This is a genomic window from Microseira sp. BLCC-F43 (assembly GCF_041929235.1).
In the GTDB taxonomy this organism is placed as follows: Bacteria; Cyanobacteriota; Cyanobacteriia; order Cyanobacteriales; family Aerosakkonemataceae; genus Microseira.
Window position 1 is genome coordinate 95,458 of sequence record NZ_JBHFNP010000235.1, and the last position, 20,476, is coordinate 115,933.

Consider the following 20,476-nt stretch of genomic DNA (forward strand, 5'->3'; position numbering starts at 1 on the left):
TCAAACAGCAATTGCAGGCACCGCCTGTCTAACATTGCCTAACTTAACGGTTGATGCCCCAACCGCACAAATATTCTTAGCCGCGTTTTCATCCCGTCCGTTCACACAATGGCAGCAGGGACAACGCCACTCTCTCACCGACAAATCCAGTGTTTCTAAGACATACCCACAATGCGAACAAGTCTTGATCGAAGGATACCACCGATCGATAAAGACTACTTGCTTGCCTTTCTTCTTAGCAACCCACTGGAGGATTTGCAGAAACTCTCCCAATGCCAAATCGGAAATTTTCCGTCCCCATAATCGTTGCATTCCCTTGAGAGAAAGCGTTTCAAAACACAGCACATCAAATCGATTTGTTAGGTCATGAGCTAATTTCCAAAACCAATCGTAGCGGCGAAAAGAAACATCTTCATAAGAGCGAACGAGATGTTTTCTCGCCCGTTCCCTGTGGGCTGAAGCTTTTTGTTTCTTGGAATGCTGACGACTTGCTTTCTTAATATCTTTAAGCGACTGTTTCAGGAATTGAGGTGATTCAATCAGTTCACCATCCGAGCAGGTGAGGAATGTCTTTAAGCCAAAATCAAATCCAGCAATTTTACCTGTCTCAAACTTGATTTCTGGTAGAGCAACACTGTCAACAACCACCACCATAAATAACTCTCCGAGTGGAGTTCGTTTAATCGTCAGTGTTTTGACCTTCCCCTCAATTTCTCTAGATTTCCAATACTGGTAGACTCGCTCTCCTATCCTAATGCGGTTGCCGCCCAAGAATTTATAGCCAGCTTGCTTCAACGTCAATGACTTATATTTTTTAATCTTCTTAAATCCGGGTGGTTTAACTTTTTTGGTGTGATGTTTTAAAAATAGTTGGTATGCCTTCTCAATGCGTTGACAGATATCCTGTACGGCTTGAGAACCGACCAATTGCCAATATGGGTTGCGTTTCCGTAACTTGGCAATATGAGACTGAAGTTTGTGGCAATTCAAGTGATGACCCCACATACGATAGTACCTTTTGTGGAGGGCGATGCAATGGTTGTAGATCGCTCCAGCTGCGTTGATTGACCGCTTGAGGTATCTGTTTCGCTTGTGTTGATAGAAGCTCAAACTTCAGAGTTTTCATGATATTCAAAAACATCAAGAAATGATTAGTTTCTTCCCTTGCATTGTGCGGAAAAAAAGCCGTCCTATAAGGACGGGGCTTTAAACCCAGGTTTTTGGTAAAATATGGTGAAATCGGGGAGCTTGCAGTTTAGCGGTGAGTTCGTCTACTAGGGCGAATAGACGGGGTGCTTGTTGGCGGGAGAGGGGTAAACCTGCGGGTGGGGGGAAAGATACCCAGAGCGATCGCACAACAATCAGCGCCGTCACCAGTGCCACAACGCCGAACTGGATAATCGCACTATTAATCCTACCAAAACAGTATGGAAGCTGAGAGCCACCGTCATTCATGCGGTGGGTGAAAGCGACATAAGGGCTTTAGCCCGATGTGTCCCATTCCTATGAAGTGCAGTATAATTTCATAGGAGGAGGTAGAACAAGTGTTAAATCTGACATTCGAGTACAAAGCTAATCCAACGAGTGAGCAGGTTCAGATAATTGAGCATACTTTAACGGTATGCCGCAAGGTCTGGAACTTTGCCCTGCGTGAGCGCAAGGATTGGATTAATTCCCGGAAATGCCAGATTAACGCTTGCTCAATCTCCGCAGAATACATCATTCCGACTGATGCTCCCTATCCCAACTATGCCCAACAATGTAAATCGTTGACAAAAGCAAAGACCGAATTCCCAGAACTCGCAACCGTCAATGCACAGGCATTGCAACAGGTTTTAAAGAGACTGGAGGCGGCTTTTGTAGACATGAAGCGCAAGGGTATGGGATTCCCTCGGTTTAAGAACCGATACCGAATGCGTTCGTTCGTGTATCCGCAATTGGGGAGAGGACAGCTCTTAAAAGGCAATCAGATTAAGTTGCCTCAGTTGGGGTGGCTAGAGTACGTCAAGTCACGAGAGATTCCAGACGGATTTGTCGTTAAGCAAGCGAGGATTGTCCGCAAAGCATCTGGATATTTTGTGCAGTTGTCCCTGGAATGTGATGTATCTGTACCAGATGTCATGCCACACGGTCATCCAGTTGGGATTGACCTGGGATTAGACAAGTTTGTCGCAACATCTGAAGGACTTGTGGTTGATAGACCCAGATTCTTAAGCTCACTGCACCGGAAGCTGAAATTGCTCCAACGCAGATTGAAGCACAAGCAAAAAGGTTCCAGCAATCGCCACAAGCTAAATCGGAAAATTGCACGGTTGCATCAACGCATCAGCGATACTCGCTCATACTGGCACTTCAAGCTGGCTCACAAATTGTGTGATAGTGCTGGGATGATATTCGTTGAGGATATCGACTTCCGGGTATGGGCAAAGGGTCTGTTTGGTAAACACACCCTAGATGCTGGGTTTGGGCAATTCATCAGTATTCTGCAATGGGTGTGTTGGAAGCGAGGGGTGTATTTTGCCAAGGTAGATAAGGATTACACATCCCAAGTCTGTCCTCAATGTGATGCTCATACAGGCAAGAAGGAACTCAGCGTCAGGATTCATAAATGCCCTGAGTGCGGATACACCGTCCATCGGGATGTAGCTGCGGCTCAAATTGTCCGCAATCGCGGAATATCTGGGGTGGGACGCATCCTAGATACAAAAGAAAATGCTTGTGGAGATGATCTAACGGGGACGGGCAACCGTCTAGTCAAGAATCTGAGAAGCAAGAAGAAAGGTTACGAGGCGCGTCTTAAGACCGCCTCGTAACATCCTTTTAAGAATCCCTCTGATTAAATCAGAGGGAGTACGTCAAGACTGTATATCACAATCAGCACAACTAAGGCAACAACCGCTAACAAAACTGCCAAAACTAAGAAAATATAAGCGTAGCCAAGCACAGCCAAAAGACCAACGCGCAGTTTATAAATCCCAGGTTGCTGACGGGCAAAATTCTCTAAACGCTGAACTAATCCATCAAACTGTTCTTGCCGCATTGCCATTGTTCTGCACCACTATGAATAATTGCTCAAGACTAGCCAATCTTTAGCCAAAGATTTTGCTATGCCTATAACCGTCTGTTTTAACCTAACTGCTCACCCATAAGCCAATATAATTAAGCGAACGAAACAAAAATTAAAATTGCTGTTCTATGGCAAGAATTGAAAAACCCATGATACTCAACATGGGGCTGCAAGTAGTTACAAATACCCTCTAAATGGTGATTGATTGTCTGAACAAATTTGCCGTACAAAACTTCAGCCTTGGAATTTATTCCCTGGCAGGTTAGATACTTTTGCCAGCGGTCTATTGGTGAAGGGGGTCACAGCAGTGCGCCTCTAGCCGCTGTTGTATTAAACCGCTATAACGATTGAAGCTGCACTAGAGCTTGATGGGCGAGTAGAAGTATTGCAATCTTTGCCAGTAAAAAGTAGCGATAGTTTGCCACTAAATTTGGTCAATTATGTTGCCATAAATAAGGAAAATACGGATGGAATTACGGAAGCCCCAGATATTAATAAACGGCAATACGGATGAGAGCGACTGTGGGAAGTGGCGCCACAAAACCGTCACCAATCAGCCGCACAAATTCGGCAAGCAGCGATTGACGACCTAGGGCGACATATCGGCAAGCAGAAAGTTTTTGACGATATTACTTTGGTGGTACTTAAGCAAAAATAGATAGAACGCTCAAGACCAGCCAATCTTTAGCCAAAGAATTTGCTATGGCTACTCTCGCCAGCGATAACTCAGCTGTGCAAGCATAAGCCAATATAATCTAAAGAGCGAAACAAAAATTAAAATTGCGCTTCTATGGCAAGAATTGAAACGAAAACGGAACCCATGATACTCAACATGGGGCCGCACCATCCCTCGATGCACGGGGTGTTGCGGTTAATCGTCACCCTGGATGGGGAAGATGTGATCGATTGCGAACCGGTGATTGGCTACCTGCATCGCGGCATGGAAAAAATTGCCGAGAACCGCACCAATATTATGTACGTCCCCTACGTCAGCCGCTGGGACTACGCGGCGGGGATGTTTAACGAAGCTGTCACTGTCAACGCGCCGGAAAAACTAGCAGATATTCCCGTCCCCAAACGCGCCAGCTATATCCGCGTCATCATGCTGGAATTAAACCGCATCGCGAATCACTTGCTGTGGTTGGGGCCATTTTTGGCGGACGTTGGCGCTCAAACTCCATTTTTCTATATCTTCCGCGAACGGGAACTGATTTACGACCTGTGGGAAGCTGCCACAGGTTATCGCCTCGTTAACAACAACTATTTCCGCATCGGCGGCGTTGCGGCTGATTTGCCTTATGGTTGGGTAGATAAGTGCGAAGACTTCTGCGACTACTTCGATCCCAAAGTAGACGAATACGAGCGCTTGATTACCGATAACCCGATCTTCCGCCGTCGGGTGGAAGGTATCGGCACTATTACCCGCGAAGAAGCCATCAACTGGGCGCTTTCCGGTCCGATGCTGCGCGCGTCTGGCGTCAAGTGGGACTTGCGGAAAGTTGATCGCTACGAATGCTACGACGATTTTGATTGGGAAGTACAGTGGGAAACAGCGGGAGATTGTTTCGCTCGTTACTTAGTACGGATTCGCGAAATGCGCGAGTCGGTTAAAATTCTCCGCCAAGCCTTGAAAGGACTTCCCGGTGGCGCTTATGAGAACCTGGAAGCTAAGCGGATGCAAGAAGGGCCAAAATCTGAATGGAACGGTTTTGATTACCAATTCATCAGTAAGAAAATTGCCCCAACTTTTAAGATTCCTAAAGGCGAACACTATGTCCGCATTGAAAGCGGCAAAGGCGAGCTGGGAATTTACATTATTGGGGATGATAATGTTTTCCCTTGGCGCTGGAAAATTCGTGCAGCAGATTTCAACAACCTGCAAATCTTCCCTCACCTGCTCAAGGGGGTAAAAGTTGCCGATATTGTGGCAATTTTGGGCAGTATTGACATCATCATGGGTTCGGTAGATCGTTAGGAAATATCGCTGCGAGTTTAAATAAGAGCAGTTGCATCAAGGTGCGGCTGCTCTATTTTTTTATGTGGTTTGTAGTAGGGGCGGGTTTAACCAACCTGTCGGCGGAACCAGGAAATATTTCGATAAACCCGCCCCTAATAAGAACGTGCGGAAAAACGACACCGCAGCGAATTAAACAGGTAAAATATTGAATAAACCAGACAATTCGCCGAGCCGAATTGGTTTAAAGAAAATATTTTATGGTAGTCCAACAATCCGATCTTAACGACAACAATCAAGCTTTGTGCGATGCGATCGCGCTCTCGATTGCCGAAAATCCCCAGCAACAAATTACTTTTGCTGAATACATGGATTTGGTATTATACCACCCACAGCAAGGGTATTATGCCACCAACGCCGCCCACATCGGGCCGCAAGGTGACTTTTTCACCTCTCCTCACCTTGGTTCTGACTTTGGCGAGTTGCTAGCAGAGCAATTTGTCAATATGTGGGAAATTCTGGGAAAACCATCGCCTTTTACCCTCGGAGAAATGGGGGCGGGTCAGGGAATTTTAGCGGCAGATATTCTGAAATATTTACAACTGCAATACCCTGATTTTTTCAATGTTTTGGAATATATCATTGTTGAAAAATCGATTGGTATCAAACGAGAACAGCAGCAGCGTTTACAAGGATTGCCTTTAAAGTGGTGCGCTTTAGAAGAAATACCAAATGACTCAATTATCGGGGTGGTTTTTTCTAATGAATTAGTCGATGCTTTTCCCGTCCATCTGTTTGTAATTGAACAAGGTCAACTGCGAGAAATATATGTTTCTCAGTCGTTGATAGGAATCGATCCCATAGTTATACCGCCACCCTCTTACGCTTTGGACATGGTAGCACCAGATCGATCGATTCCTTTAAATTTAACTCAATCTTCTGAGAAAAAAGGGTTTGTAGAGGTGACGGGCGAACCTTCAACCCCCAAACTTGCCGAGTATTTCCAATTGGTTGGAATTCAATTACCATCGAGTGCTTATCCGGATGGATATCGCAGCGAGGTAAATCTGGCAGCATTGGACTGGGTGAGTATGGTATCAAATAAACTCAAGCAGGGATATTTGCTCACTATTGATTATGGCTACTCTGCTGACCGTTATTACACTCCGGCGCGGCAACAAGGGACATTGCAGTGTTACTATCGACACCGACATCACGATAATCCCTACGTGAATATTGGCAGGCAAGATATTACCGCTCATGTCGATTTTACCGCGTTGGAACGGTGGGGTGAATTGTGCGGGTTGCAGAAGGTTGGTTTTGTGAAGCAGGAATTTTTTTTGATGGCGTTGGGATTGGGTTCGCGCATGGCTTCCCTGTCTTCGATTGATGCTACAAATCCTCAAGCAATCCATCAAGTTTTGCAACGTCGCGAGGCGTTACATCAGTTAATTAACCCGATGGGATTGGGCGGTTTTGGGGTATTGGTTCAAAGTAAGGGTTTGACCGCAGATCAGAAGGCGCGTCGTTTGAAAGGTTTGAGTATGCCAATATAGTAGACCTCTTGTAAAATTCCTTTTGAGACGATTTGAAGGGCGGGCACCGACGCCCACCCCACAAGAATTTTTCTGGTTTTGTGGGGTGGGCATTCTGCCCGCCTCAAAGATTTTTGCCAGAGGTCTAGTCAACCTAGCGATCGCATCACCCTTTTAGATCTCTACTAAATCTTCTAGCGTGAAATTCAGCAAGTCACACAATGCTTTCATCTGCGCTGGGTATAGTTTGGGTACGTGTCTATCTGTTTCCCAGTTGATCGCGGTTGATTGGACAACATTACACGCTTCCGCCACTTGTATGCGCGTTAAACCAAGACTTTCCCGTCTTTCTCTTAGCTTTTTCCCTAATGACATTTGATGTTATATTTTGGGTTTTAAATTTTAGATTACTCTATTTCAGAACTAACTATGTAGCTGTCAAGCGCCTTTCAGTTAACTATATATATTCAGTTGATTATATGTAGTTAATTATGTAAAAAAATATTGATTTCATAGAAAGACTTAAAAAGCGTGTTATCTTTTTGAGCGAAACAGCTTTTAGGAGATTTACCAAGGAGTTAGAGATCGTTGAAGTTTGCCAGTTGAAGATAATATTTCCAAAGCCAAACCCTAATTTCTGGAGTTTTCTATGGCATTGGGAAACGTACAGGTAAAGTCCAATAAAAGTCAGAAGCCAGTCTTTGCCCTGGAAAAGCACTTTGACTGGCTCTGGCTCCAACACTAATGGAGATGAATTCAATTATGCCTTACAAAGACCGCCTCAACAAGTGGTTGATTGTTCGTTTGCTTCCGAATATGCAGCGAATCACTGTAGCCCAATTCTACAATCGCTCTGATGCAGAGGGTTATATGCAGATAATTCGACAGTTAATCCCCAATGCTAAATTTGCGATTGTGTTTAACGCAGATGCGGTGCTGGGGTGTTCGACTACTCACAGCGTGAAGTCCAAGATCTAGTGTAACAAGTTGGGGTTTAGCGATATGCACACCCGACGCACTCGCGTTCGCATCGCAGGGGGAAATGGATGCGATCGCATATTCCCTCATATCATGTCCGTTGAATTGCCCATAATAAAAAAACCTCACTGCGTCGTTGCGTAGGGAACATAATAGATATCTCGGACAAACAGATAACGTTAATAATGTTCCCTACTCCTAATTATTGGTAATCGACCGGACATGATATCAATCCTCAAATTCCACCAAAGTTAGTACATACTCGCTTTGGTTAACTCCGTGATTAGTTGCTACATCAAAAACCAATCCTGCTTTTTCCGCCTGAACATCAATCAAAGTCGGTAACTTCTCTTCTTTATTAAAGCTGAGAATTTGATAAATCCGCTCTCCCGCGTTAACTTTTTTCCCCAATTCAACTCTAGATTGAACCATCCCCCCTGCCGGAGCATAGTATTTTTTTATCTGAGTTTTGAGGATAAAATTGATTTGATGCGATGCGGTTTCTGGCAGGGGAAACCCAGAAATGGATAATATGCCTTTTTGTGCCAAATAATTTTTAATTCCCAGCACGCCTTTTTTCACCGATTCGGGATTCATTTCCATACCCGAACCGAGTTCAAATGTCCAGGATTCTATATCAAACTTAATCGATTTTCCCAAGTCTGCCAAACTATCCTCTAATGCTAACCAAGGTTTCAAGAACGCTTCGTCAAAAGCATTGCCATCGTATTCGTTGAGTAAAATTTCATAATCGAGCAAGAAAGCTTTTGCGCTTTCTTCTCTTCCCGGAAACCCATAAATGTAATCTATTGATTGATTGCTAGAACTGTGGATGTCAATTACATAATCTGCATCTAAACACAAAGATTGCAGGTGATATCGATAATACTTGATCAAAGATACTCCCTGGGGAGATTTGATTTTTTCCCCTTGCTTTTCCCAGCCATATCTAATTTTTTCCAAATAGTTTTTTCTCATCGTTTCGGCATCCAAATCTATCTGATATTTAGCGAATTCTTCTAAATCTTCGCAGTCTTTTTCATAATCCCAAAAAATGCGGTTCCAGTCTTTACCATCGTAAATGTTAAATCTTCCTGTAGAAAAGTTATGAGTGCGCTGGTTGGTGCTAAAAGGATTACAAACGGGAACTAGCCAAATTTCACCGGCAATATCAGTTTCGTTGGCATTTGTCAAGAATTCGATTAACTGGTGAATGACGGCATTGCCGACGATTTCTGCACCATGTAAGTTAGCTTGTAAATAAGCTTTTTTACCTGGTTTAGCACCGATGAATTTATAGACTTGGAGCGAGAGGCGATCGCCCGATGCAAGTTGGATCAGTGGAATAGTAGAAATACTCGGAAGCATAAATAGACCCATAGCTGTTACTGCAAGAGATAGATTACCTCAATAGGCCACCTATATGCCAATAAAATTATTAAAATTCTGGTTTTTGTAGCATTTGATGCTTGACTGATGGATGGCGCAGTTCACGCAATTGACATAAAAGAATATGGGAGAACATAAACGCATTGGCATTTTAACCAGCGGCGGCGACTGTGCTGGCTTAAATGCTGCCATTCGGGCGGTGGTACACCGCGCTGTGGGAAGCTATGGTTGGGAAGTGTTGGGAATTCGTCAAGCTACCCAAGGATTGATGCACCATCCGCCGAAAGTGATGCCGCTTGGTATCGATAAAGTGGATTCGTTGCTAACCGCAGGCGGGACGGTGTTGGGAACAACCAATGAAGGCAACCCTTTTGCCTTCCCGATGCCGGATGGAACCATTTCCGATCGCTCGTCTGAAATTATCGCAGGCTACCACGAACTCGGTTTAGACGCCATCATCGGCATTGGCGGGGATGGAAGTCTGGCAATTTTGCGAAAAATTGCCCAACAAGGCAATCTCAATCTGGTAGGAATTCCCAAAACGATTGATAATGACGTGGGAGTTACCGAGCATTCTATCGGATGCGATACTGCGGTTAACATTGCCACAGAAGCAATCGACCGATTGCATTTTACCGCTGCCAGTCACAGTCGGGTGATGATTTTAGAAGTGATGGGGCGGGATGCGGGACACATCGCCATCAGTGCCGGAATTTCCGGGGGTGCGGATGTAATTCTGATTCCGGAAATTCCTTATAGTCTGGACAATCTTTGTCAGAAACTCTTTGAACGTCAAGATCGGGGAAAAAACTATTCTTTAATAGTTGTATCCGAGGCAGTGCGTACAGATACGGGTGAGACAGTTACCCGCACCAATCGTTTGGGACAATGTCGATTAGGTGGCATTGGGGATTATTTGGCAGATCGAATTTCTGCTTGTACGGGTGCGGAAACGCGGGTGATTGTTTTGGGACACATTCAACGGGGGGGGACTCCTTCTCCATTAGATCGATTAATTGCTTCTGCTTTTGGAGTAGCGGCAGTTGATTTAATTGCCGAAGGTAAATACGACCATATGGTGGGTTGGCAAAATCGCCAAGTAGTCAGCGTGCCAATTGGGGAAGCAATAGCGCAATACAGAGCAGTAGATCCCAATGGGACTCTGGTTAAAACTGCCAAAGGATTGGGGATTTATTTGGGAGACTAGAGGAATTTTAGATTTGAGATGGCAGATTTTAGATTTTACAGGACTGCCGCACGAAGAGCGTAGAAACCGGGTAACTTGGCAGCGATCTCTCGTTTTCAAACCGATGATTTTTCAGAGAAACTTTGGTGTTTGCGTAAGTCCTGATTTAAAAGAACATCTGCAATCTCAAATCTGCCATCTGTAATTTTAAAGTTTTCCCATCTGACTGCTGTTTACAACTTGCTCAACCGTTATCTCTAATTCTGGGAAAGTGAGAGAGATAATTTTATCATCGCCTCTAAATGATGTGACTTGGTATTGACCTTCAATTAAGTGATAAACAAATACTGTAGGAACTTTGGGATTTCCCAGATAATTTCTAGAAGCAATAGCTAAATAATCAACAATCCAATATTCAGCTATACCCAGTCGTTGATACTCATCTAATTTATCAACGTAATCATCATCCCAGTTCGTTGAGGTGACTTCTACAGCTAACTGAATTGGTTCGATCAGCGCACCATAAGCTGTTACGTTCGAGTTCCACAAAGATGCCTTAACTACACTCACATCGGGGTTTCTACCTTGTTCTTGTCCATTGGCGGTGACAGTTCTGATGAGTACAGTCTGATCGGCAATATAGTCAAGGTTCAATCGCCTAATTTCATCATTGAATGATAGCATTATAAATCTGGCTACATTCTTATGCGATCTAGTTGGTTCTACTCTCACAATTTCTCCATTTACGAGTTCAAAAATCCCATAACCGTCTGGATACTGTTCGAGGAATTCTGCAAAAGTTAGTTTTTTTACTGGAGTTGTAACCATAGGGATCGCTCTACTCTTTCTCTAATTCAGGCTTTTTAGTAAGTTTTTCCTAGCTTAATTTCACTTAACTGTAGTGATAAATTTTCTACTTAGTTGCGAGCGCATTTAAACTTATCAACGTATCTAATATTCGATAACTGCTATTATCGTCAAATATCCCAAATTCTTCTACTTGAGTACATTCCTGAAAACCTGCTTTCTCTAAATAAAAGGTCAAAATATCAAAATCAAAACCAGCTTTATGAACATCATGCTCGTCATTTTGGCCTCCAAACATCACTGCCATCAAGTAGTGTCTTTCAATCAGAGACAGGTTAGGATTTAAATATAACCAACATAGAACTCGTAAATCTGGCACGCTAATAAAAAGCTTTCCTCCTGGTTGAAGAACCCGATACCACTCCCTTAGAGTTTTGCTGAGTTCGTCATTGAGTGAGTAGTGGAAATGTTCCAGTACGTGGCTAGCATAAATGGCTTCGATAGAATTATCCTCAAACTGCTGGAGGCAGTTAGCATTACACACAAAGTTAACTTCTGGACGTTCTTGAATATCTAAGATTTTCCAATCTGGGTGTGGCTGTTTGCCGCCTATGTGAAGCTTTATGGGGTTCATGTTAACGGTCGATTGAATTTTGTAACTTATTCAAAATAATGCTTCTAGATTGTTGGTACTCTTGAGGGTAAGCAAGGTTTACCACTTCAAAAATGCCGCTTCGGTTCCTTGTTCGCGGCGAATTTTCCCATCTTTTTCAAACCAGGCAATAATTTGATCCGTAGTCAAATCTTCAATTTTAACGCCGTATTCTCCAGCAATATGCTTTAATAACTTTTGGGATGAAATTGTGATTCTGGTTAAAAACTTTTCATGGGAAGCTAACAACGCAGCATCCACTTTATAAGCTTCTTCCAAAGATAAAAACTGCGTTCCTGGTTGTTGTGGTGCGTTCATGTTAATTGCAGATTGCAGATTTTAGATTTTAGATTTATTTTGTTTCTTCCCTAGCCCCTAGTCCCTAATTTGGTAATTAAATAACCGCAGCGATGTTCGCCGTTAATTAACCAGTGGGTGCGTTCTACGGTACAATCGGGCAACACTAGAGAAAACATTTCTAATTCGTGACCGCAGACGCTGGGGAAAGTTTCGGCAACGTCGGCAATGGCACAATTATGCTCGGTGAACATGAAGCGGGGAGCCGCATCCTGGGAATTATTTGATTCTACCGGATAGTATTCTGCCATGTAGCCTTCGGCTTTGCGAAGTTCGACCAATCTGGCGACGCGATCGCTTAACGATCCGCTACCGACGCGTACGCGATAATCCATCCCTTTGCGTTCCCACTGTTTGCGGAGAATGGTATTCACCTGGTCATAGCCCATAGTTTCTGCGAGGGTATCCAGGAGGGAGACGGCAAATTTACCGTGACTGTCGGGGAAGCGATCTCGCCCCTTGCGACTAAGCTTGTATACATGCTGCGGACGCCCCATCCCCACTTGCAGCGTTTGGTACTCGATTAAATCTTCCGCATCTAAGTCCTTTAAATGACGCCGCACCGCTTGCGGGCTAATATCGAGAGCATCTGCCAACTCCTGCGCTGTCGCTTGACCCCGCTCCAGTAAGTGTTGCAGGATGTCCTGTTTGGTGGAAGGTTGCTGAGTAGTCGCCATCATCGCCCCTAAAGTCCTACACCGAGAGCCAAAACGAAAAAAAATTCTATTTGACTTTGACAACATGATTGTTGCTAATGTAGCTTAAAATAGAGTTAAGCAACAAAAATGTTGTTTTACTCTATTGTAATGTCTCTTTAGTAAGGGTTGGCATCCATCCGCTCAGCTCGCGATAGATGCTCCCAGCCTGACTGCCATCCTTAAGAGAATCGTCTAGAACACGAGAGAACACACGAGAATGAGTCCTACGGTTCAAACATTAGTCAATCAGCCCTATAAGTACGGTTTCGTCACCAATATCGAAACAGATACGATTCCCAAGGGCTTAAACGAGGATGTCGTGCGCCTGATCTCCGCCAAAAAGAACGAACCGGAGTTCATGCTGGAGTTTCGCCTGCGAGCCTATCGCCAGTGGCTGAAGATGACCGAGCCAACCTGGCCCCACGTCACCTATCCTCCGATTAACTATCAAGATATTATCTACTACTCTGCTCCCAAGCAAAAGAAAAAGCTCAACAGCATCGAGGAAGTAGATCCCACCCTGCTGGAAACCTTCGAGAAGCTGGGTATTCCCCTATCCGAACAAAAGCGCCTCTCCAACGTAGCGGTGGATGCGATCTTCGATAGCGTCTCCGTCGCGACAACCTTTAAGGAAAAGCTGGCGAAGGAAGGCGTCATCTTCTGTTCCATCTCCGAAGCGTTGCAGGAACATCCCGAATTAATCCAGAAATATTTGGGTAGCGTCGTCCCCATCGCGGATAATTATTTCGCCGCGCTCAACTCGGCGGTATTTAGCGATGGTTCGTTTGTTTATATTCCCAAAGGCGTTCGTTGTCCGATGGAATTGTCCACCTACTTCCGCATCAATACCGGAGAGTCGGGACAATTTGAACGCACCTTAATCGTCGCCGAAGATGACAGCTACGTGTCTTACTTGGAAGGTTGTACCGCCCCCATGTTCGACACCAATCAATTGCACGCCGCCGTGGTGGAATTAGTTGCCTTAAATAACGCCGAAATTAAGTATTCGACCGTGCAAAACTGGTACGCGGGCGACGAAAACGGCAAAGGCGGAATCTACAACTTCGTCACCAAGCGGGGATTGTGCCAAGGCGTCAATTCCAAAATTTCTTGGACGCAGGTGGAAACGGGTTCTGCGATTACCTGGAAATATCCCAGTTGCGTGTTAGTGGGCGATAATTCCGTAGGTGAATTTTACTCGGTTGCGCTAACCAATAACAAGCAACAAGCCGACACCGGGACGAAGATGGTACACATCGGCAAAAATACCCGCAGCACGATTATTTCTAAGGGTATTTCTGCTGGTAATTCGCAAAATAGCTATCGCGGTTTGGTGAAATTTGGCCCCAATGCTAAAGGCGCGCGTAACTATTCCCAATGCGACTCGATGTTGATTGGGGATAACGCCCAAGCGAATACTTTTCCCTATATCCAAGTGCAAAACAACACGGGTAAAGTAGAGCATGAAGCTTCTACTTCTAAGATTGGGGAAGAGCAGCTATTCTATTTTGCTCAACGGGGCATTTCTGCGGAAGATGCTGTTTCGATGATGATTAGCGGATTCTGTAAAGATGTGTTTAATCAATTGCCGATGGAATTTGCCGTGGAAGCTGACAAGTTGTTGAGCTTGAAGTTAGAAGGCAGCGTTGGTTAATTGTACTGCCACTCTCTCGTTCCCAGGCTCTTGTCTGGGAACGCTTTCAAGAGGGATTGTCTCGGTTTAATTGAACCGCAGAGACGCAGAGAACGCAGAGAAGAGAGTAGAAAGAGATTTTGGGTGGGTATCATCCACCTTGATTAATGAACCACGAAGGCGCGAAGGACGCGAAGGAAGAAGGGAAGGAAGATGATTAGAGAGAATAGTGAGGTTATCCTATCGGTGAGGGATCTCACTGCGGATGTAGATGGGAATCAGATTCTTAAGGGTTTGAATCTGGAAGTAAAGGCGGGAGAAATCCACGCGATTATGGGGTTGAATGGTTCTGGAAAGAGTACTTTGTCTAAGGTTTTGGCGGGGCATCCTGCTTACGAGGTGACTGGTGGCGAGGTGATTTTCCAAGGGCAAAATCTGTTTGAATTGGAACCGGAAGAAAGGTCGAGGGCGGGAATATTTTTGGCGTTCCAATATCCTTTGGAAATTCCGGGTGTGAGTAATTTGGATTTCTTGCGGGTGGCTTATAATTCCCATCGCAAGAGTAAGGGTTTGGAAGAGTTGGATGCGTTTGATTTTCAAGATTTGGTTGAGCAAAAGCTGGAATTGGTGAAGATGAATTCCAGTTTTTTGGGGCGGAGTGTAAATGAAGGTTTTTCGGGTGGTGAAAAGAAGCGGAATGAAATTCTGCAAATGGCTTTATTAGAACCGAAGTTAGCCATCTTGGATGAAACTGATTCGGGGTTGGATATCGATGCGCTAAAAATCGTTGCCAATGGGGTAAATGAATTGGCAAATGCTGAGAATGCGATGTTGGTTATTACCCACTATCAGCGGTTGTTGAATTATATAGTTCCCGATTACGTTCACGTAATGGCGGATGGGCGAATTATTCGCACGGGAACGAAGGAATTAGCGTTGGAATTGGAAGAGCGGGGTTACGATTGGGTAATGCAAGAAAGTGCGGCTGAGGTGACGGTGTAATGAATACTAAAGTTGCCTCTCGCGATGCTTATTTGCCAGAGTTAGTTAATCAGTGTCGCAAGCTGGGAAAGGCGAAGCGGGAAGCTTGCGCCCACGGTTTAAAAGATGTGCGCGATGCTGCTGTTGAATATGTCCTTGGCAGTAAGTTTCCTACTACTAAAGATGAGGAATGGCGGTTTACGGATATATCCGAAATTTTGGATATTCCTTTCCAAGTTCCCGATGTGAATCGCGAATCTTCCCTGAAATTATCCGATTTGACTTTACCAGTTAGGGATAAGAATGCGCTGCCGTTGCGAATTGTTTTCGTGAATGGTTATTATGTACCTTCTCTATCATCGATAGATGCGTCGCTGCTACCAACGTTGGGGATGGAATTTTTTGCTGGGAACTTAACCCAAGCACCGGGAAATTATAGCGATCGCATCCAACAATACCTCTCCCAATCCCAAGAATACCACGATGTATTCGCGGGGTTAAATATGGCGGGGTTAGTCGATGCGGCGGTTATATACGTACCCAAAAATCAGGCAATTGAAACGCCTATCCACATCCTCTATATAGCGACGCCTGGAGAAACACCAACTCTATCTTTACCACACTGTTTAGTAATTGCCGAACCGGGTAGCAGCATTACCTTTGTGGAAGATTATACGGCGATCGGTAAAGGCTCGACTTTTACCAACGCAGTGACGCAAGTTTGGGTGGGGGAAAATGCGACGGTTAACCACACTCGCCTGCAACGAGAAAGTGGGGAAGCTTATCATGTGGGACTGAGTGCGATCGCCCAAGCCCGCGACAGTCGCTATACTTGTAATGCGATTAGTTTAGGCGCCAAAATATCGCGCCACAACCTAGAAGTTTTGCAGACGGGCGAACAAACAGAAACCAATCTCAACGGTTTGACCATGATTGCTAACGAACAGTTAGCAGATACCCACAGCGCGATTAAACTTACCAAACCTCACGGCACTACTAACCAAATTCATAAATGCATTGTCGCCGATAAAGCCCACGGCGTATTTAACGGGAAAATCTTCGTTCCCAAACCGGCACAACTCACCAACGCCGCGCAATTAAGTCGGAATTTGTTACTCTCCCCCAAAGCGAGAGTCGATACCAAACCCCAGCTAGAAATTACCGCCGATAACGTCAAATGTTCCCACGGCGCAACGGTGAGTCAATTAGAAGATGATGAAGTCTTTTACCTGCAAAGTCGGGGATTAAATCAAGAAGACTCCCGCAACCTGTTGATTAACGCCTTCGCCGCCGAAATCTTAAATCGACTCCCCATAGCTTCTTTACGGGAAACCCTGTATTCTGCCGTCAATTTGATGAAACGGTAATCGCTAATGGCTAATGGCTAATGGCTAATAAAAAAATATTAACTTATTAGCAATTAGCAATTAGCAATTAGCAATTAGCAATTAACAATTAGCAACCACCCAACCATGACTGTTACCAAAGAAAAAACCTTAGCTGAAAAAGTTCGCGCTGACTTCCCCATTTTGCACCAAGAAGTCAACGGCAAACCATTAGTTTACCTCGATAACGCCGCCACCTCTCAAAAACCATTGGCGGTGCTAAATGCGATTAGAGACTATTACGAACAATATAATTCCAACGTCCACCGCGGCGTCCACACCCTCAGCGCCAAAGCGACAGACGCTTATGAAGCTGCGCGGGTAAAAGTAGCTAAATTTGTTAACTCTGCTTTAACAGAAGAAATTATATATACCCGTAACGCTTCCGAAGCAATTAACTTAGTTGCTTATGCTTGGGGAATGACAAACCTCCAAAGGGGAGATGAAATCATCCTCACCGTAATGGAACATCACAGCAACTTAGTTCCCTGGCAATTTGTCGCCCAAAAAACCGGCGCGGTGTTGAAATTTGTCGAACTGAATCAAAACGAAGAATTCGATTTAGAACAGTTCAAAAAACTCGTATCCGATAAGACTAAATTAGTCTCCACCGTGTATGTTTCCAACACCCTGGGATGCATAAATCCGGTGAAAGAGATTTGCGCGATCGCTCACCATTACGGAGCCAAGGTATTAATTGATGCCTGCCAAGCTGCCCCCCACATCCCGCTCAACGTGCAGGATATCGACTGCGATTGGCTCGTAGCATCGGGTCACAAGATGTGCGGCCCCACCGGGATCGGCTTCTTATACGGAAAACAAAATATACTGCGGGCGATGCCGCCGTTTTTAGGTGGCGGGGAAATGATTGCGGATGTGTTTTTAGAGAGATCTACCTATGCCGATATTCCGCACAAATTTGAAGCGGGGACACCTGCTATAGCGGAAGCGATCGCGCTCGGTGCAGCAGTAGATTATCTTACTAACATCGGCATGGACAAAATCCACGCCTACGAAGCCGAATTGACCGCATATTTATGCGAGAAATTGCAGCAAATTCCCGACATCCGAATTTACGGGCCAAAACCAGATCAAAATGGAGAAGGTAGAGCTGCACTCGCTGCATTTACTGCGGGAGAAGTTCATCCCCACGACTTATCTACAATGTTAGATCAGTCTGGGATTGCCATTCGTTCTGGGCATCATTGTACGCAACCTTTACACCGTTATTTGAACGTTGCATCTACTGCGAGAGCGAGTTTGTATTTCTACAACACGCGGGAAGAAATTGATGCGTTTATCGCGGCGTTGAAGGAAACAATCGACTTTTTTGGCGGGATGTTTGGTTGATATAGAGTTTGAAATGATACCAAATCCGATCCCCCCTAACCCCCCCTTATTATTCTTATAGACCGCGCAGGCGGTCTTTGTTTGTGTAGCCGCGACTTTAGTCGTTCGGCATAAAATTTCAGAAGTTGGATTTCGCAGAAGTTACCAGACTTCTTTGCGTTTTAGAATAGGAAAAGGGCGATCGCATTGTGATACGAAATTTGCTTCCAATACTCCCTACCCTTAAGGGTAGGGCTACACAAACAAAGCCCGCCTGCGCGGGCTATAAAATCAGGGGGGCGTATTCTCTAAGAAGTCGGGTATCTGGTTATACAAACGTAAAATCTACCCTTCCTGGTCTTGCAGTTAGACTCATGTCTGTTACTCCCTTCACAATACCAATCAGATCGTTGCTATTGTTGAGGTAAATTAACGTGTCTGAACCACTAACAGCCAACCTGTAGCCGCTGGCGCTTCCTCGAAGTTGGATATAGTCATCTCGAAATGAGTAATCCGTAATGACTGCGTGACCTTCGCCTTGGTAGAATGCTCCCTGCCTTGTATTACCAAGAGCAAAAGTATCTACGCCAGAACCACCCGTTAAAGTGTCAAATTCAGTATTGCGATAACTGGCATAACCATCAAGGTAATCATTTCCAGCGCCACCCAATACGACATCGTTACCAGCTTCACCATACAGGGTGTCATTTCCTCCCAAACCTTCTAAAGTGTTGTTACCGGAATTCCCATCAATGCGATCGTTGCCTTCAGTTCCTCTGAAAGGATTTGTAGGAGGAGGAGGAGTACTACCGCCTGACAGATAAATAAATTTAGCTGTGTTAAACGCATTGCTGCCGCGAGTAATAGTGCGCGAGTTAAACGTTCCTCTGGCACTACCCCAATTCGCTTCTGAGATGGTAAATGAACCATCTGAATTGACTCGCTCAACAAATCCCACATGACCTACATTACCAGCTCCACCTTGATTCGGGTCCCAGACAACAATACTATTGGCGCGAACCTGACGCCCCCAATTGTTTGAGCCTACATTATCATCCCAGAAACCCGCATTACCCCGAATTGGCGCTCCGATTCCTTGGTTGTTCCCAAACAATCCCTTTTCCATCGCTCGACCATAAGCGAATTCAGTACACCACAAATAATTAGGATCGTTGTTGGCTGCGACAAACTTGTTACCTTGCGCTTGATAATGTCTGGAATTGAGATTAATTCCGAAAACAGATGGACTTGTCATGGACTTTCCTTTTAACCGATTTGGTCTGTATTTTTATTGGGAATGCGAAGACAAAGTTATGCACTTTGCACGCGCTGTATTGCACCATTTGATGACTACTTCATGAGTTAACTCAACCCATGTATTTAGTCCTCAATAACCTGTTTCAATTAAATCTAAATTAATTAATAAAAAAAAAATATCAATCGCGATTTCACTGAATTTTTATTCAAAAAAACTTTTTATAATCTTGATTGAAAGGGGCTGCTTTTTTAAGTTATTGTAAAGTTATCAACTTAATAGGACAAAAGAGTGGGCTTTTACCCTCGCCGCTGTACTTAGGTACACTGTAACCGTAAAAACACTCACTGCTATCCGTCTTTGGGGAAACATACGGATAGTTCAGACAGCGGCAAGCAACTGTTAATTCACAATGGGAAGTGCGTTTATCTGCCTGCATCTGCGGTGTAAATTAGAAAGCGCGACTCCCTTGTTCTTCCTCTGCGTCCTCTGCGTCTCTGCGGTTTAAATTAAAAAAGCGATCGCCTTACCCAAGAGCAATGAAGTGCGATAATTAAGCAAAATAGGGAAAAAAAGCCCAAAGAGAGGAGAATACGAACGGTGTCTTTGACGATCTAGCTGAATATAGACAGCGCCTCGGTTTACCTCCTGCTGGTAGCGAAACCGACAACTCAACGATAGCTAAACTAGAAATAAGCGGTCAAAGCTTCTTTGGTATCAACGCCAGAAATAATCCTAATCCCCGGCAGATAACCTTAATTGTCAATCCAATCACCAAAGGTCACGCCGAGGCTGATGCTTTTCAACAAGCGGCGGATGCAGGTATTAGAGGTGGGAAAGCCCGTTTAATTGTAGATCGCAATCTTTGCGCGGCTTGCGGTGTAAGAGGAGGTGTAAATTCTATGGCTTGGCAGTTAGGAATAGAAGAATTAGAAATTATTACGCCAACTGAAATCAAAACAATAACAGTTACCCCCCCAAAAAGGAGGAGACAATAATGTTTGTGTCAGATATGACAGTAGAAAACTGGATTGGCAACCAGGATGAAGGTAGCTTAATCGACAACCCAAATTGGCATCAAATAGAAACAGCGATTCGCGAATTAGATGGCAAAAGTAAAACTTTAGTCACCTTGGGAGCAGATGAAGAAACTTATATGTCAATTGGCGGCGGTCAATCGGGAAAATATGTTGTTACTGTAACCTTCGATAACATCAAATTCTATACTTTAGTCGATCTATCAAAATCTGATGAAATACAAGCATTGGTT

At 44.5% G+C, this 20,476-nt stretch carries 21 protein-coding genes and 1 pseudogene; 12 read left to right on the forward strand and 10 right to left on the reverse strand.

The window, feature by feature from the left end:
• Both ACE1CM_RS32215 and ACE1CM_RS32220 read right to left on the reverse strand, forming a co-directional pair.
• Complete coding sequence (locus tag ACE1CM_RS32215; RefSeq protein WP_374882943.1) at positions 1-1,110, reverse strand: RNA-guided endonuclease InsQ/TnpB family protein; 1,110 nt, start codon at positions 1,108-1,110, stop codon at positions 1-3.
• Positions 1,111-1,206: 96 nt separating this feature from the next.
• Positions 1,207-1,455 (reverse strand): hypothetical protein, encoded by a 249-nt coding sequence (locus tag ACE1CM_RS32220; protein WP_374882944.1) that lies wholly within the window; start codon positions 1,453-1,455, stop codon positions 1,207-1,209.
• A gap of 89 nt (positions 1,456-1,544) precedes the next feature.
• Here ACE1CM_RS32220 and ACE1CM_RS32225 point away from each other — a divergent pair, with 89 nt between their 5' ends.
• A complete protein-coding gene (locus ACE1CM_RS32225) occupies positions 1,545-2,813 on the forward strand; it encodes an RNA-guided endonuclease InsQ/TnpB family protein (RefSeq protein ID WP_374882945.1) in 1,269 nt (422 codons plus the stop codon).
• 23 nt (positions 2,814-2,836) lie between these two features.
• Here the strand turns inward: ACE1CM_RS32225 and ACE1CM_RS32230 are convergent, their stop codons facing one another.
• Positions 2,837-3,046, reverse strand: coding sequence for a hypothetical protein (locus ACE1CM_RS32230; RefSeq protein ID WP_374882946.1), 210 nt, complete (start codon positions 3,044-3,046; stop codon positions 2,837-2,839).
• 550 nt (positions 3,047-3,596) lie between these two features.
• Between ACE1CM_RS32230 and ACE1CM_RS32235 the strand changes: the two genes are divergently transcribed.
• The 3 genes from ACE1CM_RS32235 to ACE1CM_RS32245 all read left to right on the forward strand — a co-directional run bounded on the left by ACE1CM_RS32235 (position 3,597) and on the right by ACE1CM_RS32245 (position 6,577).
• A complete protein-coding gene (locus tag ACE1CM_RS32235) occupies positions 3,597-3,725 on the forward strand; it encodes a hypothetical protein (protein ID WP_374882947.1) in 129 nt (42 codons plus the stop codon).
• A gap of 132 nt (positions 3,726-3,857) precedes the next feature.
• On the forward strand, positions 3,858-5,042 hold the full coding sequence (locus ACE1CM_RS32240) for an NAD(P)H-quinone oxidoreductase subunit H (RefSeq protein ID WP_374882948.1): 1,185 nt from the start codon (positions 3,858-3,860) through the stop codon (positions 5,040-5,042).
• Positions 5,043-5,281: 239 nt separating this feature from the next.
• On the forward strand, positions 5,282-6,577 hold the full coding sequence (locus tag ACE1CM_RS32245) for a class I SAM-dependent methyltransferase (RefSeq protein ID WP_374882949.1): 1,296 nt from the start codon (positions 5,282-5,284) through the stop codon (positions 6,575-6,577).
• A 153-nt stretch (positions 6,578-6,730) separates the two neighbouring features.
• Here the strand turns inward: ACE1CM_RS32245 and ACE1CM_RS32250 are convergent, their stop codons facing one another.
• Positions 6,731-6,931 (reverse strand): helix-turn-helix transcriptional regulator, encoded by a 201-nt coding sequence (locus ACE1CM_RS32250; RefSeq protein ID WP_374882950.1) that lies wholly within the window; start codon positions 6,929-6,931, stop codon positions 6,731-6,733.
• A gap of 387 nt (positions 6,932-7,318) precedes the next feature.
• Here ACE1CM_RS32250 and ACE1CM_RS32255 point away from each other — a divergent pair, with 387 nt between their 5' ends.
• Positions 7,319-7,534 carry a hypothetical protein gene (locus ACE1CM_RS32255; RefSeq protein WP_374882952.1) on the forward strand — a complete coding sequence of 72 codons (216 nt, stop codon included), beginning with the start codon at positions 7,319-7,321 and terminating at the stop codon, positions 7,532-7,534.
• Between the two features lie 228 nt (positions 7,535-7,762).
• Here ACE1CM_RS32255 and ACE1CM_RS32260 read toward each other — a convergent pair whose 3' ends face one another.
• Entirely contained in the window at positions 7,763-8,902 is a 1,140-nt protein-coding gene (locus ACE1CM_RS32260; protein ID WP_374882975.1) for a succinylglutamate desuccinylase/aspartoacylase family protein, read from the reverse strand.
• 145 nt (positions 8,903-9,047) lie between these two features.
• On the opposite strand from ACE1CM_RS32260, the gene ACE1CM_RS32265 reads away from it, so the two are divergent.
• Complete coding sequence (locus tag ACE1CM_RS32265) at positions 9,048-10,130, forward strand: ATP-dependent 6-phosphofructokinase (RefSeq protein WP_374882953.1); 1,083 nt, start codon at positions 9,048-9,050, stop codon at positions 10,128-10,130.
• Positions 10,131-10,316: 186 nt separating this feature from the next.
• Here ACE1CM_RS32265 and ACE1CM_RS32270 read toward each other — a convergent pair whose 3' ends face one another.
• From ACE1CM_RS32270 to sufR, 4 genes are all read right to left on the reverse strand, one after another.
• Positions 10,317-10,937, reverse strand: a complete 621-nt coding sequence (locus tag ACE1CM_RS32270) for a Uma2 family endonuclease (protein ID WP_374882954.1) — start codon at positions 10,935-10,937, stop codon at positions 10,317-10,319.
• Between the two features lie 85 nt (positions 10,938-11,022).
• A complete protein-coding gene (locus ACE1CM_RS32275; RefSeq protein ID WP_374882955.1) occupies positions 11,023-11,550 on the reverse strand; it encodes a methyltransferase domain-containing protein in 528 nt (175 codons plus the stop codon).
• A 78-nt stretch (positions 11,551-11,628) separates the two neighbouring features.
• The gene (locus ACE1CM_RS32280) at positions 11,629-11,886 is read right to left on the reverse strand and encodes a hypothetical protein (protein ID WP_374882956.1); all 258 of its coding nucleotides are present in this window, start codon (positions 11,884-11,886) and stop codon (positions 11,629-11,631) included.
• A 50-nt stretch (positions 11,887-11,936) separates the two neighbouring features.
• A complete protein-coding gene (gene sufR / locus ACE1CM_RS32285; protein ID WP_374882957.1) occupies positions 11,937-12,605 on the reverse strand; it encodes an iron-sulfur cluster biosynthesis transcriptional regulator SufR in 669 nt (222 codons plus the stop codon).
• Positions 12,606-12,840: 235 nt separating this feature from the next.
• Between sufR and sufB the strand changes: the two genes are divergently transcribed.
• The 4 genes from sufB to ACE1CM_RS32305 all read left to right on the forward strand — a co-directional run bounded on the left by sufB (position 12,841) and on the right by ACE1CM_RS32305 (position 17,972).
• Positions 12,841-14,277: a Fe-S cluster assembly protein SufB gene (gene sufB / locus ACE1CM_RS32290; RefSeq protein WP_374882958.1), complete on the forward strand. Its 1,437-nt coding sequence runs from the start codon at positions 12,841-12,843 to the stop codon at positions 14,275-14,277.
• Between the two features lie 192 nt (positions 14,278-14,469).
• On the forward strand, positions 14,470-15,258 hold the full coding sequence (sufC, locus tag ACE1CM_RS32295) for a Fe-S cluster assembly ATPase SufC (protein WP_374882959.1): 789 nt from the start codon (positions 14,470-14,472) through the stop codon (positions 15,256-15,258).
• Positions 15,258-16,604: a Fe-S cluster assembly protein SufD gene (sufD, locus tag ACE1CM_RS32300; protein ID WP_374882960.1), complete on the forward strand. Its 1,347-nt coding sequence runs from the start codon at positions 15,258-15,260 to the stop codon at positions 16,602-16,604. The genes sufC and sufD overlap by 1 nt, the downstream gene beginning before the upstream one ends.
• 105 nt (positions 16,605-16,709) lie before the next feature.
• A complete protein-coding gene (locus ACE1CM_RS32305) occupies positions 16,710-17,972 on the forward strand; it encodes a SufS family cysteine desulfurase (RefSeq protein ID WP_374882961.1) in 1,263 nt (420 codons plus the stop codon).
• Positions 17,973-18,279: 307 nt separating this feature from the next.
• Here ACE1CM_RS32305 and ACE1CM_RS32310 read toward each other — a convergent pair whose 3' ends face one another.
• A complete protein-coding gene (locus tag ACE1CM_RS32310; RefSeq protein WP_374882962.1) occupies positions 18,280-19,206 on the reverse strand; it encodes a CHAP domain-containing protein in 927 nt (308 codons plus the stop codon).
• A gap of 620 nt (positions 19,207-19,826) precedes the next feature.
• On the opposite strand from ACE1CM_RS32310, the pseudogene ACE1CM_RS32315 reads away from it, so the two are divergent.
• Positions 19,827-20,204: pseudogene (locus ACE1CM_RS32315) on the forward strand (deaminase); the annotation flags it as partial.
• The coding region (locus tag ACE1CM_RS32320; protein ID WP_374882963.1) for a hypothetical protein at positions 20,204-20,476 on the forward strand (273 nt) is incomplete at its 3' end. The pseudogene ACE1CM_RS32315 and the gene ACE1CM_RS32320, both read left to right, overlap by 1 nt.